General features: G+C 65.2%; 17 protein-coding genes and 1 tRNA gene. 7 read left to right on the plus strand and 11 right to left on the minus strand.

Annotated elements, in window-relative coordinates:
• Positions 1–47: 47 nt before the first annotated feature.
• Positions 48–500, minus strand: a complete 453-nt coding sequence (locus ACZK13_RS18545; RefSeq protein ID WP_005419568.1) for a PA2169 family four-helix-bundle protein — start codon at positions 498–500, stop codon at positions 48–50.
• 554 nt (positions 501–1,054) lie between these two features.
• On the opposite strand from ACZK13_RS18545, the gene ACZK13_RS18550 reads away from it, so the two are divergent.
• Both ACZK13_RS18550 and ACZK13_RS18555 read left to right on the plus strand, forming a co-directional pair.
• Entirely contained in the window at positions 1,055–3,889 is a 2,835-nt protein-coding gene (locus ACZK13_RS18550) for a TonB-dependent receptor (protein ID WP_253143462.1), read from the plus strand.
• A gap of 258 nt (positions 3,890–4,147) precedes the next feature.
• Positions 4,148–5,176 (plus strand): IclR family transcriptional regulator, encoded by a 1,029-nt coding sequence (locus tag ACZK13_RS18555; RefSeq protein WP_049423782.1) that lies wholly within the window; start codon positions 4,148–4,150, stop codon positions 5,174–5,176.
• Positions 5,177–5,184: 8 nt separating this feature from the next.
• Here ACZK13_RS18555 and ACZK13_RS18560 read toward each other — a convergent pair whose 3' ends face one another.
• The gene (locus ACZK13_RS18560; RefSeq protein ID WP_253143463.1) at positions 5,185–6,078 is read right to left on the minus strand and encodes a DMT family transporter; all 894 of its coding nucleotides are present in this window, start codon (positions 6,076–6,078) and stop codon (positions 5,185–5,187) included.
• Between the two features lie 65 nt (positions 6,079–6,143).
• Between ACZK13_RS18560 and ACZK13_RS18565 the strand changes: the two genes are divergently transcribed.
• A complete protein-coding gene (locus ACZK13_RS18565; RefSeq protein WP_125892380.1) occupies positions 6,144–6,947 on the plus strand; it encodes an AraC family transcriptional regulator in 804 nt (267 codons plus the stop codon).
• Between the two features lie 7 nt (positions 6,948–6,954).
• Here the strand turns inward: ACZK13_RS18565 and ACZK13_RS18570 are convergent, their stop codons facing one another.
• A complete protein-coding gene (locus tag ACZK13_RS18570; RefSeq protein WP_125892323.1) occupies positions 6,955–7,371 on the minus strand; it encodes a hypothetical protein in 417 nt (138 codons plus the stop codon).
• A 127-nt stretch (positions 7,372–7,498) separates the two neighbouring features.
• Here ACZK13_RS18570 and ACZK13_RS18575 point away from each other — a divergent pair, with 127 nt between their 5' ends.
• Positions 7,499–8,140: a glutathione S-transferase family protein gene (locus tag ACZK13_RS18575; protein WP_253143464.1), complete on the plus strand. Its 642-nt coding sequence runs from the start codon at positions 7,499–7,501 to the stop codon at positions 8,138–8,140.
• A 21-nt stretch (positions 8,141–8,161) separates the two neighbouring features.
• On the opposite strand, the gene ACZK13_RS18580 is transcribed toward ACZK13_RS18575, so the two are convergent.
• On the minus strand, positions 8,162–8,569 hold the full coding sequence (locus tag ACZK13_RS18580) for a hypothetical protein (RefSeq protein WP_253143465.1): 408 nt from the start codon (positions 8,567–8,569) through the stop codon (positions 8,162–8,164).
• A gap of 49 nt (positions 8,570–8,618) precedes the next feature.
• Entirely contained in the window at positions 8,619–9,038 is a 420-nt protein-coding gene (locus ACZK13_RS18585) for an H-NS histone family protein (RefSeq protein WP_006395620.1), read from the minus strand.
• A 118-nt stretch (positions 9,039–9,156) separates the two neighbouring features.
• On the opposite strand from ACZK13_RS18585, the gene ACZK13_RS18590 reads away from it, so the two are divergent.
• On the plus strand, positions 9,157–9,549 hold the full coding sequence (locus ACZK13_RS18590) for a DoxX family protein (RefSeq protein WP_032128569.1): 393 nt from the start codon (positions 9,157–9,159) through the stop codon (positions 9,547–9,549).
• 24 nt (positions 9,550–9,573) lie between these two features.
• Here ACZK13_RS18590 and ACZK13_RS18595 read toward each other — a convergent pair whose 3' ends face one another.
• The 6 genes from ACZK13_RS18595 to dtd form a co-directional block, all read right to left on the minus strand.
• Complete coding sequence (locus ACZK13_RS18595) at positions 9,574–10,260, minus strand: hypothetical protein (RefSeq protein WP_253143466.1); 687 nt, start codon at positions 10,258–10,260, stop codon at positions 9,574–9,576.
• Positions 10,261–10,320: 60 nt separating this feature from the next.
• Entirely contained in the window at positions 10,321–10,968 is a 648-nt protein-coding gene (locus ACZK13_RS18600) for a hypothetical protein (RefSeq protein WP_125892317.1), read from the minus strand.
• Between the two features lie 69 nt (positions 10,969–11,037).
• Positions 11,038–11,113 (minus strand) — tRNA-Ile (locus ACZK13_RS18605).
• Positions 11,114–11,237: 124 nt separating this feature from the next.
• On the minus strand, positions 11,238–12,638 hold the full coding sequence (gene yjjJ / locus ACZK13_RS18610; RefSeq protein ID WP_065428852.1) for a type II toxin-antitoxin system HipA family toxin YjjJ: 1,401 nt from the start codon (positions 12,636–12,638) through the stop codon (positions 11,238–11,240).
• Positions 12,639–12,896: 258 nt separating this feature from the next.
• Positions 12,897–14,750, minus strand: coding sequence for an RNA polymerase sigma factor RpoD (gene rpoD / locus ACZK13_RS18615; protein ID WP_032128565.1), 1,854 nt, complete (start codon positions 14,748–14,750; stop codon positions 12,897–12,899).
• A gap of 90 nt (positions 14,751–14,840) precedes the next feature.
• Positions 14,841–15,281, minus strand: a complete 441-nt coding sequence (gene dtd / locus ACZK13_RS18620; RefSeq protein WP_049401012.1) for a D-aminoacyl-tRNA deacylase — start codon at positions 15,279–15,281, stop codon at positions 14,841–14,843.
• A gap of 60 nt (positions 15,282–15,341) precedes the next feature.
• On the opposite strand from dtd, the gene ACZK13_RS18625 reads away from it, so the two are divergent.
• Positions 15,342–16,262, plus strand: a complete 921-nt coding sequence (locus ACZK13_RS18625) for a lauroyl acyltransferase (RefSeq protein WP_032128563.1) — start codon at positions 15,342–15,344, stop codon at positions 16,260–16,262.
• A gap of 87 nt (positions 16,263–16,349) precedes the next feature.
• Positions 16,350–17,486, plus strand: coding sequence for a GTP cyclohydrolase II RibA (gene ribA / locus ACZK13_RS18630; RefSeq protein WP_125892204.1), 1,137 nt, complete (start codon positions 16,350–16,352; stop codon positions 17,484–17,486).
• Positions 17,487–17,498: the final 12 nt, after the last annotated feature.

The raw sequence follows: 17,498 nt of genomic DNA on the forward strand, positions 1-17,498 counted from the left end.
CGCTGCCCCGACCGTGGCGGCCCCGGGGAGAAGGCCGCCGATGATCGTCAGGCCGCCTTCATGGCGTGCTTGCGAGCACGCATCACGTTATGGCACTCCTGCACTTCAGGCAGAAGCTGGGTGACTTCCTGGCGCACGGCCGGCGGCAGTTCGTTATCCTTCAGCACGTCCTTGAACGCGCCAAGCAGCCGGTCTTCGGACTCTTCCAGCTCGGCCACGTAACCATAGTTGGTATCGCCGAATGCAGCGCGGACCTTGCCATAGAACTGCTGCATCGAACCGACCACGGTGCCGTGCTCGGCCGGCTTGCCACCGCTGGCAGCAACGGAGCCACTCAGTGCGGCGACGATGCGGCCCTTGACGCCGGCAATACGAGTGAACAGGGCCGACAGTTCGGCATCCTTCACCTTGGTCGCAGCTTCCTCGTAGAACGACTTTCCGTCGCGGGCGATCTCGATCAGATCGTTGAGGCGGTGTTCGATGGTGGACTGGGTGCTCATGGAATCGCTCCTGTGTGCTCGATGGTCTATGGAGAATGACAGCGCGAGTGCGTTGCCTTCGGGACCACTGTGGAGGTTTGAATGTGCCGATTGGGTGAGTACGAATTGATGCATGCATCACCACCCTCAACGCGCCCTGACTCCTTCATCCCGTCGCATTTCCGCGTTCACAGTACCTGAGCAGAACGCCGACGATTCACCATGGCGCGATGACGATGATCAGCGTCACCAACAGTGCGATGGCAAGCACCAGCAACAGCACATGCCACTGCTTCCACGTGGGTCTTGGTTTGCCGGGGGTATTCATCGGATGTCTCCTGGAGTCTGTCATCAGCCCGCAGCCAGACTGAAGCAGAGCACCCTTGGTGCGCGTCGCGGTTTCGTGCATGGCCTGTGCATGAACGCTGTATCCGGCGCGCGACGATAACGCGTCCATAACGTAATCGAGTTGTAAACGGAGTGTTAGGTTCCTTCCGATTCCGCACAGCGGGATTTCAGATCGGTTTCCACGCAGCGATGCGGAAACCCATTCAACTGGATTTGGAGAGAGCCAAATGCACTACAAGTACACCCTGCTTTCCCTGGCAGTGGGCACGGCCTTGGCCGCGGCCTGGTCACCGGCCGCGCATGCGCAGGATGACAGCGATAGAACACCGAAGAACCTCGATCGCATCCAGGTTACCGGTTCGGCCATCCGCAGCGTGGATATCGAAACGCAGCAGCCGATCATCGCCATCACCCGCGCGATGATCGAGCAGCAGGGCTTCACCACCATCGCCGACCTGCTGCAGAACCTGACCTCCACCGGCGCGCCGACCATCTCGCGTGCGCGCGCGTTGGCGTCCGGCGAGAACGTTGGCGGCTACTACGTCAACATCCGCAATCTGGGTGCCACGCGCACCCTGGTTCTGGTCAACGGCAAGCGGCTCGGCGCGACCACCAGCGGCCTGCAGGATCTCAGCCAGATTCCGATGAGCGCGGTGGAACGCATCGACGTGCTGAAGGACGGCGCCTCCTCGCTGTACGGCTCGGATGCAATCGCTGGCGTGGTCAACATCATCACCCGCAAGAACTACGAAGGCCTGGAAGTGTCCATGCAGCACGGGCAGTTCAGCCAGGGCGATGGCAAGGACAGCACATTCTCGCTGGTCACCGGCGCCCGTGGGGAGCGTGGCGGGTACACGCTCGCACTGGAATACCAGAAGTCAGACCCGGTGTTTGCCCGCGACCGGGAGTTCTCCCGGTACGGCGGCGCCGGCCCCAACTATCCGGGCGCGGACTGGAGCAACATCAGCCAGAACGGTTCGTGGTGCGACCCGGCGCTCTACAAGTGCAATACCGGTGATGCCGTATTCAAGACCCTCAATCGTGGCGGCGATCCGAAGAACCCGAACGACTACCACCCGATCACGCCGGCCGAGTTCGCCAACGGCAACGACCAGATGCACCTGCAGACCGGCATCGAGCGCCGCTCGCTGTTCCTGAGCACGGACTATGCGCTGACCGACCAGATCAAGTTCACTGCCGACATCGGCTACAACGAGCGCACCACCGACCAGCAGATCGCGGGCTACCCGTACCAGTCGACCAAGTTCGGCACGCCCCTGGACGCGGCCAGCGTATTCAACCCGCTCGACCACGGCATCGCGTTCAATCGCCGCCTGTGGGAAGTGCCGCGCACGACCGAAAGCAAGCTGAAGTCGCTGCGGGTTGCACCCAGTCTGTCCGGCTACTTCGAGCTGGGGACCAAGACGTACGACTGGGAAGTCGGCGCGTTGTTCAACCGCAATGAAGTTACAAAAACAGGCCGTGGCGACATGAGCCTGATCGCTTCCCGGCAGGCATTGGGGCCCTCCTACCTCGATGCCAACGGTGTGGCCCGGTGTGGCACGGCGGCATCGCCGGTCTCGGGTTGCCTGGCCTGGAATCCTTTGCTGCCGTTCGGGGTCGCGGGGGCTGGCTCTCTCTCCGATCCCGAACTGCAGCGCTTCTTGTTCCCGACGTTCAACGATACCGGCATCACCAAGACCCGCAGCTACTTCGCCAACATCTCCGGCCCGGTGATCGAACTGCCTGCCGGTGACCTGTCCGTCGCCCTGGGGTATCAGTACCGCAAGGAAGAAGGCCGCTTCGTGCCCGATGCCTTCGCCCAGTCGCGCCAGAGCACTGCACTGGGCGCATCCACCACCGCCGGTGACTACAGCCTCAACGAGTTCTTCGCCGAAGTGAACGTGCCGATCCTGCGCGACCTGCCGTTCGCCAAGGAACTGACCGTGAACCTGGCTACGCGCTACTCCGACTACAGCAACTTCGGCAGCACCACCAACTCCAAGGCGAGCTTCGCCTGGCGTCCGAACGAAGAGCTCATGATCCGTGGCACCTTCGCCGAAGGCTTCCGCGCACCGAGCATCTCCGATCTGTATGGCGGCCTGGGCACCAGCTTCGAAACCTATGTCGACCCGTGCGGCATCGGCGCCACCAACAGCGTCAACGGCAATGCCGCCTGCAACGCCGCCGGCGTCCCGCTGGGCTACCAGCAGCTGAACCAGAGCCTGAAGCCCTGCGCCAGCTATCCGTGCGCCACGCCTGACGAGTTCACCACCGGCTCCGATCCGAAGCTGCGCCCGGAAGAGTCCAAGAGCAAGACCGTGGGCGTGGTCTGGAGCCCGCGCTGGGTGGACGGGCTGGACATCAACCTCGACTGGTACAGCTACAAGATCACCAACATGATCATCCAGGACAGCGTCGACCGCATCCTGCGTGACTGCTACGTGCTCGGCAACGCTTCGCGTTGTGGCAGCGTCAAGCGCGCTGGCGATGGCCACATCACCAGCATGTTCTACGGTCTGGCCAATCTGGGCTCGATGGAAACCGAAGGTTGGGACCTGGGCATCCGCTACCGCCTGCCCGAGTTCTCGTTCGGCCGCTTCACCATCGACCTGCAGAACAGCTATGTCTCCAAGTACGACGAGGAGAACCAGAACTCGGCCGGCGATACGATCATGATGGGCCGCATCGGCCAGCCGGGCATTTCCCGCCTGCGCTCGAACCTGGGTGTGAACTGGCAGCTCGGCAACTTCAGCACGCAGTACACCGTGCGCTACTACTCCGGCATGGTTGAAAACTGCGTACCGAACCGTCCGTGCACCCTGCCCGACCGCTACGCCTACGGTGAGCCGGATGCCCTGCGCAAGGTCGGTTCCAATGCCTTCCACGATATCCAGGTCAGCTACAAGCTGCCGTGGGACGGCACCGTGGCGCTGGGTTCGAACAACGTGTTCAACCACCAGGGCCCGATCATGTTCTCCAAGCCGTCCAGCTCCTTCCCCTATTACGGCGGCTTCGATATCGGCCGCACCGTGTACGTGAAGTACTCGCAGCGATTCTGACGGGCAGGTCCGTGCTCGTGGCCGGCGGAAGGGGAGTCCGCCGGCCACGATGCACACCGCCTCCACCCAATCTCCATCGTTTTTCGACGGAATCTCCAAGGTTCCCGGCAACACTTGATGTCATGACGGCTAAGGAGCAGGACCGCATGGATCGCCACGCGCCCCGACACTGCACACCCGTCTCCAGGTTCACCACTGAATGTGACGGTGTGGCCGGGTTCCGATCTTCCGGACATGCCGCCGCAAGGGAAGTACGAGATGACGACGGCAGTTCGCACCGGCCTGACCGACCTGGTCGCTGACGCGCAGCGGTACCTGCGCAGGATTCTTCCCGGGCTCGCCTCGGCAGTGCATCCACTTGCTTCATTGCATGCCATTCCCCACGCGATGGCATCGCGCTACCACCTCGCCGGGCTGATGCTGTACGGGGAAACCCCCGCCATGCTCGCCGTGGCCCGCGAGCCGGGCGAATCCAGCACCCGTGTGATCCAGGATGTGCGCTGCCTGCGCTCTGCAGCGAATGCACTGGTGCTGTACGTATCGCCCTATCTCACGCCGACCCAGCGCCGCTTCCTGGTCGAGAACCACATCGACTTCGTGGTCCCGCACACCCAGTTGTTCGCGCCGAGCCTGGCCATTGAGTTCCGCGACGACCCCGATCATGAGAAGAAAGCCATCTCGCTGCTGCCTTCGGCGCAGGCCGTACTGATCCACGTGCTGCTGAGCGGCCAGTCGCGCTGGTGGTCGCCGCGCGAGATCAGTGCCGTCGCCGGCTACACCTCGATGACGGCGTCGCGCCTGTCTGCCGAACTGGTCGGTCGCGGCCTGGTTGAACGCTCCACCGGGGGCCGCGAGCGCTTCCTGAAGCTGGCCGGCAACCGCGACGAGGTCTGGGCCAGGGCACAGCCGTTCCTGCGTTCCCCCATCCTGAAGGAAGTGGATGTCTGCTGGGGCCCGACCGCCGAGGCACTCCGCGATGCGGGGCATCCGGCGCCGATGGCAGGCCTCGATGCGCTTGCTGAAACGTCACCGCCCCCGATCGGTGGCACCCGCGCACTGCACATCGATGCGTGGCGGTTGCTGGGCGCACTTCCCATGCCCGGCCCGGACTGCCTTCAGAGCGCACGGCTGCAGATCTGGGCCTATCCGCCGGCATTCACCAGTATTGGCGATGTGGTGGATCCGCTTTCGCTGTATCTCAGCCTGCAGGGCAAACGCGGCCATGATGCAGACGCGCTGCAACAGCGGGTGGAACAGGCGCTGAGCGGAGACACGTATCCCGCATGACCGAAGCTCTATGCGGGCTGCTCGCTCGGCACTGCGGCGGCGCGCCTGGCGCTGTACTCGGCGAACACCACGCCGGACACCGCCAGCAGGCCACCGCCCAGTACCCAGCCACTGAGCGATTCTCCCAGCAGCAGTACAGCCAGCGCGGCGGTCACGATTGGCACCAGGTTGAAGAAGCCAGAGACGCGCGCAGCGCCCAGGCGTGACAGTCCGGTCATCCAGGTCAGCGGCGCCAGGATCGAAGCGCACACGGCGGCGAAGCCGATGCAGCCGACCGCCGTGAGGTTGTTCACCCCGGTGCCGACCAGCAGCTGTACCGGCAACAGGATCAGCGATGCAGCGATGGCCTGCAGGAACAGCGACTCCAGCACCGACAGCGGAATCTTCCAGCGCTGCATCAGCACGTTGTAGGCGGCGAAGGCCAATGCGCCGATCAGCATGATCGCGTCGCCGCGGTTCAGGCCCTGCGCCGCCAGCCGTGCCAGGTCGCCCTGCGAGACCACCGCCACCACACCGGCAGTGGAGATCACCGCGCCAAGAATGGAAGTGCCTCGCACCGGATGGCCCATGAACACGCGCGACAGCGCCAGCGCGATCAACGGAATCAGCGCCTGGATCACCCCCATGTTGGTGGCCGAGGTGAAGTGCGCCGCATAGTAGGCCAGGCACTGGTACATCACCCCACCCAGGCAGCCCAGCACCAGGAAGCGCCCGAGATTGGCGCGCACGGTCGGCAGGTTTTCGCGCAGACGTGGCAGCGCCAACGGCAGCAGGACCACCGCCGCGACCAGCCAGCGGAAGAAGCCGATGTCGATGGGACCGACCGAGCCCGAAGCAAGCTTGGTAACGATGGTGTTCGCGCCCCACAGCAGGCAGGCGAGGATCGGGAAAAGATAGTTCACGGAACGCGGGTGTACGTAGGGGAATGGCCAGCGTACGCTTGGCGCATATCGAGGACATCCCGAAAATGCGCCACACCGACCCCGGCTTGCGGCAACCGATGGAGCCAATCCCCACCTTCCACAAGCTGCCCGGTCCGATCTACTTCCGGCAGGGTGCGATGGAGCCCACGGACTGGGGCACGCACAGCCATCCGTGGGGCCAGTTCAACTTCGTCGCGCAGGGTGTGATGGAGATGAAGATCGACGGCGAATGGATGGTGTCCCCGCCGCACTACGCGATCTGGATTCCACCGGGAATGGCCCACTACTCGCGCAACCGCTCGCAGCTGGCCTACCGCTCGGCCTATCTGTCGCCGGCCTTGTCACGCCGCTTGCCTGATCGCTGCCGTGCACTGGAAGTCAGCCCGCTGCTGCGCGAGCTGCTGCACGAACTGGCACGACAGGGCGTGACCGATCCGCAGACCCCGGCCCAGCGGCGCATGGCCGCCGTGGTGATCGACCAGATCGTCAATGCGGCCGTACTGCCCAGCTTCCTGCCGATCGCCAGCAGCGATGCGCTGAAGCAGGTGATGGCGTACATGGAGAAACACCTGTCGATGGCCGAATCGGTTGCCGAAATCGCGCTGCGCCACCACATGAGCGTGCGCAAGCTCGAACGCCTGGCACGTAGCGAGCTGGGCATGTCGCTCGGCGACTGGCGTGGACGGGTGAAGTTCGTGCGCGCCACCGAGGCGCTGTGCACCCGCAGGCCGATCAGCCGGATCGCCGAGGAGCTGGGCTATTCCGGCGTCAGCGCCTTCGCCGAGATGTTCAAGCGGCACGCGCAGTGCACGCCGGACCAGTACCGGAAACTGCATCGGGCGGGGTGAGGCCGGCCTAGAGAGCGATCAGCAGGTCCACAAGCAGCCTCGGCAGGAACAAGGCGGCCAGAACGCAGGCGAACAGGATGAGAATGACCTTTGCCGTCAATGGGCGACGGCGGGGATTGCTGAAGTAGAGGTGCAGATCGCGCAGTTCATCTTCCAGTCCCCTCCGCACGCCTGCGCTCTGTGTACCGGGCTCGAGCAGCTGGCGCTCAAGCGCCTTCAGGCGCTTCATCAGCTCACGCGGTGGTGTAGCCCGCAGGATCAGCTGATTGAGCTCCTGAAGCCGGCGCGCCTGCGGCGTCAGCGCTGCCACGAGATCATCCGGCGGAAGCTGTGAGACCCATCGCTGGGCGTCAGCATCCATCTCAGCCTGCAGCACATCGCGTTGCTGCTGCAGTTCGGCCAGGGAAGTGCGGCGCTGCCACATGAGGAGGCACAGGAGTGGTGGGTGGCGGGCAGTGTATCGCCCGCCGTCCCGGGAAGGGTGTCGATTTCCCGCCCCGTGGTTCGTCGGAACAGGAAAGGCAGGCCCTTCGACCTGCAGGAGTGCCACGATGTGCCCGATCCTCACAGCCTTCGCCACTTCCCCGGACCGCGGCCAGGGCCTGGCCCGTGACATGCGCGCACGCTGGGCGCTGGAGGAGCTGGCCGTGCCCTATGACGTGCAGCTGCTCGGCTTTGCCGAGCTGAAGCAGCCCGCGCACCTGGCGCGCAACCCCTTCGGGCAGATCCCCACCTGGCAGGACGGCGGCCAGGTCCTGTTCGAATCCGGCGCGATCGTGCTGCACCTGGCCGAGCAGCATGTCGGCCTGCTTCCTGCTGATCCAGATGCACGCATGCGCGCGATCATGTGGGTGTTCGCTGCATTGAATACGGTGGAGCCGCCCATCGTCGAGCGCTCGATGGCCTGGGTGCTGGAGCGCGAACAGCCCTGGTATGCGCAGCGTCTGCCAATGCTCGATGAGCGCGTGCGTATGCGGTTGGCGCAGCTGTCCGCCTGGTTGGGATCGGCGTTGTGGCTGGAGGGCGAGTTCAGCGCCGGCGACCTGATGATGGTTTCGGTGCTGTTGCGCCTGAAGAGCAGCGGCCTCCTCGATGAGTACCCGCAGGTGGTGGCCTATGTGGGCCGTGCAACGCAGCGCCCCGCCTACCAGCGTGCGTTTGCTGCGCAGCTGGCGGTGTTCCAGAACGCCTGACGCTACGCCCGTGGGCAGGCTTCAGTGCAGACTACGCCGACATGCGGCCTGCACCAGCATCAGCTGCGCCACCAGGATCAGCATCGCGCAACCTGACAGCAGCCACGGGTCGATATACCACTGCGCGTTGAAGCTGAAATCTCCGGCGGAAATGCGCTTCCAGCCATTGAAGTGCTGCATCGCCGCGACCACGAATGCGAAGCCGCCCGCGGTGTACGACAACCAGGGCACGATGAGGCCGCCCGGTCGCGCGAACAGCGTCAGCACACCCAGCACGCCGATGACCGTGCGCTGCACGCGGCAGTACGGGCAGACATAGGCCATCCCGCTCCATTCCACTGCCCAGGCCAGCAGGCTGACCAGCACGGCCGCGCCTGCGGCTGTGTACAGGACTTTCGGCGTGATCGTCATGCCACCCTCGTGTGCCATCCCGTGCTCCTTGGTTGAAAGACCCGGGCAGGGTAGCAGTGCCGCAGCCTCATCCCTTCTTGATGACGGTCCGCTTGCCGATGGTGCTGGTCTTGCCAGCGGTCGGCCTGGCCAAGCCAGGAATCAGGAAATCGGTCGCCTTGTGGCCCATCGACACCTTGGACGCCAACCAGCGCGGCATGCGTCCGCGACCGGTCCAGGTCAGGCGCTTGTATTCCGGGTCGCGATACTTGGGCGCGACTTTGCCGGATTTACGGCGGGCGGATTTGCGGGCGGGCGCAGGTGTTTCCGAGGCTTCGCCACCGAAGAGTTCTTCGAGGGTGTAACCGGCTTCGGCCGCGGCGGCCTTCAACATCCGCCGCACCGCGCTGGCCGGGCGGCGGCTGGAAATGAGCTGTTTCCGCTGTTCAGCGGCAACCACCAAGGCGCCCAGCTCCCGAAGGCTGAGCGATTCAATATCAATCGTCATGGGAGAAAGGTCTCCTGCGGACGGCCAGCTGTCAAGGCGCCTTGCCCTTGGCGTAGACACGGGCTTCACTGCCGGTGGGCTCCGATCGCCTTCGCCGGCCATCTCCGAGGACACCGACGTGAGCCACTCATCCCATTCGCTCGCTTACCTGCTTGCACGCATCCTGCTGATGGCGCTGTTCCTCATCTCCGGCCTGGGCAAGCTCGGTGATCTCAGCGGCACCCAGGGCTACATGGAAGCGATGGGCGTGCCCGGCATCCTGCTCTGGCCCACCATCGCCTTCGAGATCGGCAGCGGACTGTGCATCCTGTTCGGCTTCCAGACCCGGCTGGTGTCGATCGTGCTGGTGGGTTTCAGCCTGGTCACCGCTTTCATCTTCCATCACAACTTCGCCGACCAGACCCAACAGATCATGTTCCTGAAGAACCTGGGGCTGGCCGGTGGCTTCCTGCTGCTGGCCTGCACCGGGGCCGGGCGGTACAGCATTGATGGCAGAGGGCGGCGCGGGTAAGCGCCGATCGGCGCCCCCCACGCGCTAGCGCCGAAGCTCAGCCTCCGGCGCCAATGTGTGGATCACCTTGCCCTGCGCATCGAGGAACTCGATCGCACCGTAGCCTTCCGCAGTGACAGTCAGGCGCAGTCGCGTGCGGTCTGCCTTGTCGTTCAAGGCGATGGCCGGCGTGCCGTCAGGCCCGACCACCAGACCGATGCGGGTCGGTGCTTGCACCCCAGGAATCAGCTTGTTGCCCAGCGCAGGCTCGCGGATCAGCTTCGGCGCCTGGTTGATCGAAAAACTCACCGCGCCGTCCGGCGATACCCGCCAGCCGATCGCATCCATCGCCGGATGGTCCAGCGCAAGCACCGCCATGCCGCCGTCGACATCGGCGGTGCCGAAGCCACCGCGTTCGCCGCCCTTGTCGTCGTACAGCACCATGCCGGCCACGTTGAAGGCGCGCTTGTACTGCAGGCCATCGATGATCGGTGCCGGTGTCTTTCCGGACAGCGTCATGCGGATCACCCCCGTGTCATCGACGATATCGATGCGCCGTGCGGTGATGCGCTCGTGGTCCGGTGTTGCTACGCGCGTCTGCGGTGCCTTGTCGACGATCAGGCGTTGCAGGGTGTCAACCGACGGGCGCCTGGGTGAGTCGGACGGCTCTGCAGCGGCAGGCAGTGCCGCAAGGGTAGTCAGGGCGACGAACATACGGGCACTGCGCTTCATGCGGGCTCCTTGTCGTACGGATCGGCGGAAGCCGCATCATGCCACCCTTGCAGCGCCCTCTCATGAGGGAGGCGGAGTTTCCGGCAGCTGGAGCCCCTGCGCCAGGGCGAATGCACGTGACGCGCGCCAGTACGCCTCAGGCGGCCTCTGCAGTTCGGGCCGGCTCCAGTAGTCATTGATGTGCAGTACGCTCATCACGTCGACCCATGCAGCGCGCGCATCGTGGACGCACATGCGCCAGCGATGATGCGGCGGAAAGTACGCGTAGTACTCAAGCGCCTGCCGCTGTGCCTGCTCTTCGTCAATCCCTGCCTGATGGATCAACGTCCACGCATGCATATGGCGCGCGTGCGCAAGCGCACCGAGATACTCATCCTCATCCAGCAAGGGAATCGGCTCGCCGCGCGCCAGGCACAGCGCGTCCGATTCGGTGTCGTACTCCAGCGACGGCTGCAACAGTTCCGGGTTCTGGTGCCAGTACCCTTCGCCCAGCACATGCAGCATCGCCCAATGCCAGGGCTCGTCGTGGAAGAGCAGTTCGTGCTCGTATTCGTGGCCGGCGGCCTGGTCCGGATAGCGTTCGCGTGCCTGTTCGATTGCCAGCGCTTCGGGAATCTGGCCGTAGCGCACCAGGCACCAGGCGAACAGATGCCGGCTGTCTTCGATTTCAGTGGTGAAGTCTTCCACCGGGGGGCGGGTGTCGGGCATGTTCGATCCTTGCGTGTGGATCAGATGTTGCCTTGAAGGCAGACCAGCAGCCGTTCATGCACGCTGGGTTGGTGGGCCCACCAGGATTCGAACCTGGAACCAAGGGATTATGAGTCCCCTGCTCTAACCGTTGAGCTATAGGCCCTGCGCAGCTTTACAGTGTAGTGGAGCCTGCGCTCAACCGGCTACCCGCCGGCGCCAAGACACACTGAAAAACCCTCAGCCATCGCTGCGCAACGCCACGCGCCCAGGCTTGCGCAACAGCTGGCTCACCCAAACCGCGCGCCCATCTCCCGCACCCGCTCGGCGTTCGCCCCCGCCAACGACCGCATTGCCGGCGACTGGATCCGCCCGTCAACAGCCACGCACTGCCAGAATGCTTCAGCCACCGGTGCCGCCCAGCGCAGATGCTGCAGATCACCACTGCCCAGCGGCGCGACCGGCGACAGCGGCTCGTCCGCGCGCAACACGCCCAGCTTTGACGGCGCCAGCGACATCGGCAGCATGTCGTAGACCGGCGCCAGCGGCAGCGGGCCGCGATCAATGAAGTGGAAGGCGATGTTGCCGTGGTGCATGTCGCTGTTGCCGATCAGCCGCCCGAACGCATGGCGTCGGCCCATCGCCTGCACGGTGTCGGCCGTCAGCCAGCCTTGATCACGCAGTTCGGCGCCTGCAACCGGCCACGCTGGGGTGACCTCGCCGGTGAACGCAGACGATAGCGACAGCAGCGAGACCAGGCCTCGCCGCCCCAGCAGATCGGGCGTGCGGTCGAAGCGCTCGATTTCCAGGAAGGTGTGCGTGGGCGACTGCAGCAGTTCGCTGGACGCCGCGGCTTGTCCGGACTCGCGCAGGGCCTCAAGCGCCAGATGTTCGCAGACCAGCAGATCGCTCCAGCGCTGGGCGGCGGCGCCTTCATCGGGCTGCGCGAACTTGACCAGGACCGAGCGGCGCCTGCCGTAGGCCTCTACGGTGGCGGTGAACTTGGGTTGCTCGCCACCCGGCGAGGAGCCCACGTCCTCTCCGTCCAGCGCAGCACGCGCACGCTCGCGATACTGTGCAAGACGATCGTCGGCCGCAACCCGATCGATCGGCACCTGCAACGTCTCCATCGCCGCCTCCACGGCGGCGGTACCGAGCAGCAGATCGCCCGCTTCAGTCCCGCCAGCGGTTACCAGGGCCATCAACACATCGTCCGGTTGCCAGCTCTTGAGGTCCTTCGGCAGGCCGAGCGCCTGCGCACGGCCATGGGCGAAGCTGCGACCAAGAAATCCCTGCGGTCGCAGGTCATCCAGGTACCACGGCAAGTCAGGAAAGAAGGCGGCAACGTCACCTTCGGGCGCGCGTCGCAGGTTCGGACAGTCAGGCCCGGCATCGACGTGGAAGCCGCCTCCTACCAGCGCAATTACCCGCCCCAGCTCCTCCAGCGTCGCATCTTCGCGCAACCGGTACAGCGGCCATTCGCTGCCGGCCCGGGTGGGCCGCCGCAGCGCATAGGCGGTTGCCCGGGTGCTGCCCATGCGCACCACCTGCGGGCCACTGGCGGCCACCAGCCGGCTGAGCGCCATCCGGTCCACCCCCAGACGTTCGGCCAGCGCCGCGGCAGGTAGCGGCTGGCCGGGGGCCAGCTGAGCGATCAGATCCAGTACCTGTGGGCGTTGAGCGCGTGGCATGTGCATTACGTAATACGAAATTTGTTACGTAATTAGCATCAAAAAAGCGGGACTGCAAGCGCGGCCGTGCACCTATGAACTTGAAAATAATGGGTATATTCACGAAGAGCCAGCTTCGACGCGGGCCTTCCGTTACATTACTTGTTACGTAATCATAAGCCTCAGCCGAGCATGGGCCGGCCTTTGCAGGGATATGGTGGGCAAAGAAAAACCCCGCCGAAGCGGGGTTTCTCTCAACGCTTCAACAGCCGCTGGAAATCAATCGATATCCAGGAAGCTGCGCAGCTGCTCCGAGCGGCTCGGGTGACGCAGCTTGCGCAGGGCCTTCGCTTCGATCTGGCGGATGCGCTCGCGGGTCACGTCGAACTGCTTGCCGACTTCCTCAAGGGTGTGGTCGGTGTTCATGTCGATGCCGAAGCGCATGCGCAGCACCTTGGCTTCCCTCGGGGTGAGGCCGGCCAGCACGTCGCGCACGGTTTCAGACAGATTGATGTTGGTGGTGTTCTCGATCGGGGACTCCACGTTGGTGTCCTCGATGAAGTCGCCCAGATGGGAATCCTCGTCGTCGCCGATCGGGGTTTCCATCGAGATCGGCTCCTTGGCGATCTTCATCACCTTGCGGATCTTGTCTTCCGGCATGTCCATTTCCTTGGCCAGCTCCTCCGGCGTAGCCTCGCGGCCGTACTGCTGGAGCATCTGGCGGGAAATGCGGTTCAACTTGTTGATCGTCTCGATCATGTGCACCGGAATACGGATGGTGCGCGCCTGGTCGGCGATCGAGCGGGTGATCGCCTGGCGGATCCACCAGGTGGCGTAGGTCGAGAACTTGTAACCGCGGCGGTACTCGAACTTGTCCACGGCCTTCATCAGGCCGATGTTGCCTTCCTGGATCAGGTCGAGGAACTGCAGGCCGCGGTTGGTGTACTTCTTGGCGATCGAGATCACCAGGCGCAGGTTGGCCTCGACCATTTCCTTCTTGGCCTTGCGCGCCTTGGCTTCACCGTAGGCCATGGCACGGCTGATTTCCTTCAGCTCTTCCAGGTCCAGCTGGGTCAGCTTCTCGATGTCGATCGTCGCCTGCTGTTCGGCGATGATCTGGTCCTTCACTTCGCGCAGGGCCGAAGACCACTTCTGCTTGCGCTTCAGCGCATCTTCCACCCATTCCAGATTGGTCTGGTTGCCTTCCCAGGAACGGATGAAGTCCTTGCGCGGCATGCGGGCGGTGACGGTCGCCAGATTCAGCACGCGGCGCTCATGGGCCTTGATCGACGCCATGGTGTCGCGCAGCTGCTTGGTCAGCACGTCGGTCAGCGGCAGCGGCAGCTTCAGGGTGACGAACACCGCCGACATCTCTTCGCGCAGGCGCGGCAGGTTCTTCTTGTCGCCCTTGGTGGCGGCCTTTTTGAAGGCATTGAAGGCATCGCTCAGCGCCTGCATGCGCGCAGCGACTTCCTCCGGGTCCGGACCGGTCGGTGCGGCTTCTTCCTCGCCACCCTCGACATCATCGTCCTCGTCCTCGTCGCCTTCGGCGTCGGCATCATCGCTGTCATCGGACGCGGCAGCGGCCGGCGCAGGCACTTCATCGGCCAGATCGTTGAAGCCGACGATCACTTCGGCCAGGCGCTTCTTGCCTTCCTTGTGGGCTTCGTAGTCGGTCAGCAGCGACTCGACCGAGACCGGGAACTGGCCCAGGGCGGCCTGGACCTGCGAAAGGCCTTCCTCGATGCGCTTGGCGATGGCGATTTCGCCTTCGCGGGTCAGCAGCTCGACGGTGCCCATTTCGCGCATGTACATGCGCACCGGGTCGGTGGTACGGCCACCTTCGGTGTCGAGCGCGCTCAGCGCGGCGGCAGCTTCTTCGGCCGCGGTGTCATCGACTTCGCGGTTACCGGTGTTGCCATCGTTGAGAAGCAGGGTTTCCACATCCGGCGCAACTTCATGGACATCGATGCCCATGCCGTTGATCATGCCGATGATGTCTTCGATCTGTTCCGGGTCGACCATGTCGTCCGGCAGATGGTCATTGACTTCGGCGTAGGTCAGGTAGCCCTGTTCCAGGCCCTTGCTGATCAGTTGCTTGATTTCGGATTGGGCAGGACGTTCGTTGGCCATGTAGTGCTCGCGCCACCGGCTAGGGAGAAATAGGGAACGTAGCATTATACCAGCCCGGGGCCCCGCCTGCCGGGCGGTGGTCCCGCAGGCTCAGGGCCTGAGAAGGAAGGTCACGGGACCGTCATTGACCAGGCTGACGACCATATGGGCACCAAATCGGCCCGTTTCCACCCCTGGTGCGTGATTTTCACGACAGATCTCGACAAATCGATTGAACCCGCGTTCAGCCTCGTCCGGCGGTGCGGCGCTGGTGAAGCTGGGCCGCATGCCCGAACGGGTATCGGCCGCCAGGGTGAACTGGCTGACCAGCAGCAGGCCGCCGCCGGTGTCGCGCAGCGAGCGGTTCATCTTCCCGGCCTCGTCGGCGAACACCCGGTAGCCCAGCAGGCGCTCGGCCATGCGCCGCAGCTGGGCCTCGGTATCGCCCGGTTCCATGCCCACCAGCGCCAGCAGGCCCGGACCAATCTGGCCGACCGCTTCGTCATCGACGTGGACGGCAGCCTGGCTGACACGCTGGATAAGGACGAGCATCGTGGGCTCCAATGAACGGGGCCGGCCACGATAGCAGCGCCCTTGGCTAAACTGGCGCAGATGAATCCGCAACGCAAAGCCCGGCTGGTCTACCGCGCCACCACCCTGTTCGCCCGCCTGCCCTGGCCGCTGCTGCGGGGAATCGCCCGTGCCCTGTCCTGGACCTGGATCAGTCTCAACGCCCGTGAGAGCCGCGTCACCCGACGCAACCTGGAGCTGGCCTACCCGGACCTGGACCGCGCCACGCGCGACCGCCTGCACCGGGAGCTGCTGCGCTCCACCGCCCTGCAGGCCATCGAGACCCTGCGCCTGTGGAGCCAGGCGCCGGCCGACAACCTGCGCCTGCACCTGAAGCAGCGCCACGGCGAGGCCCTGTACGACGCGGCCCTGGCCAGCGGCAAGGGCGTGATCGTGGCCGCACCTCACTTCGGCAACTGGGAGCTGCTGAACCAGTGGCTGGCCTCGCGCGGGCAGATCGCCATCGTCTACAAGCCACCGGAGGACGAGGCCAGCGATGCCTTCCTGCAGCTGGTGCGGGGCGGCCAGAACGTACAGCAGGTGCGCGCCGAAGGCCCGGCCGTGCGCCAGTTGTTCAAGGTACTCAAGGACGGCGGTGCCACCGGCATCCTGCCCGACCAGCAGCCCAAGGCAGGCGACGGCGTGTTCGTGCCGTTCTTCGGCGTGCAGGCGCTGACCATGACCCTGGTCAACCGGCTGGCCGAGCGCACCGGCGCCACCGTGCTGTACGGCTGGTGCGAGCGCATCGGGCCGGACATGGAATTTGCCCTGCACATCGAGCCGACCGACCCGGCCGTGGCCGACCCGGACCCGCAGGTGGCCGCCACCGCGCTCAATGCCGGCATCGAGCGCATTGCGCGCCGCGATCCTGCCCAGTACCAGTGGACCTACAAGCGCTATACGCTGCGGCCACCGGGCAGCGGCGAGGAAGACCCGTATGCGACCGAAGAGCATCCGCACTGACGGCTGCCGCACTCAGGCCCACCTGGCACCTGCGACCGGCGGCCGCACCACGTTGAATACGACGCCGGCGCCCCCATAGAGACTGCGATGTCCGCCTCCCCCGGTCCTGCCATGCCTGCTGCCTCTTCCCTGTTCGGCGATCCCGCCGCGATCCGCTGCGAACGCGCGGTGGCCGAACTGCGCGCCGGTCGCCCGGTGCTGCTCCACGATGGCCAGGGCCAGCGCCTGGCGGTGATCGCACTGGACAGCGCCACCGCCAGCAGCTTCGCCACGTTCGCCAGCGCCGCGCGCGAGCGCCACTACCTGTTCCTGACCGCTACCCGCGCCCGCGTGCTCGGCGTGGAGGCCCCGGAAGGAGCACGCCTGCCGCTGGCGGGTATTGCCTTCGATGCCCTGCCCTCGCTGGGCTACCTGCGTGAACCGGGCCCGATGCCGGACGGCTGGAGCGCCGGTGACGCCTTCGATGCAGGCGCGGTGGAACTGGCCCGCCTCGGCCTGTTGCTGCCGGCGATGGTGGCGGTGCGCCTGGACGCCGAAGACCGCACCTTCGATGGCGCGGCCGAGGTTGCGCTGTGCGACCTGGCCGAGGGCGCAGCACATGCCGCGCATGACTACGAACTGGTGGCGCGTTCGCCGGTACCGCTGCGCGATGTCGGCATGACCACGTTCGCGGTGTTCCGTGGTGGCGTCGCCCAGCGTGACCAGGTCGCGATCATCGTCGGCGAACCGGATCTGTCGGCGGTGGTACCGGTACGCGTGCACTCCTCGTGCCTGACCGGCGACCTGTTCGGTTCGCTCAAGTGCGACTGCGGCGACCAGCTGCGGCGCGGCCTGCGCAAGCTGAAGGAACTGGGCGGCGGCGTGCTGCTGTACCTGGACCAGGAAGGCCGCGGTACCGGCATCGCGGCCAAGATGCGTGCCTATGGCTACCAGCATGACGGCCTGGACACCATCGATGCCGATGCACAGCTCGGCTTCGGCGCCGACGAACGGCGCTACGGCAGCGCGGTGGCGATGCTGCGCGGCCTGGGCATTTCGCGCGTGGCCCTGCTCAGCAACAACCCGACCAAGGCGCAGCGCCTGCGCAACGCTGGCATCGAGGTGCTGGACTGCATTCCGGTCACCGGCGAGATCACCGCCGAGAACGAGCACTACCTGCGCACCAAGGCCGATCGTGCCGGCCACATGCTGGATGTGGACGCGCTGATCCAGGCTGCCCAGTAACGCAGCCGACCT

This window comes from Stenotrophomonas sp. 99219_Sma (assembly GCF_056480785.1).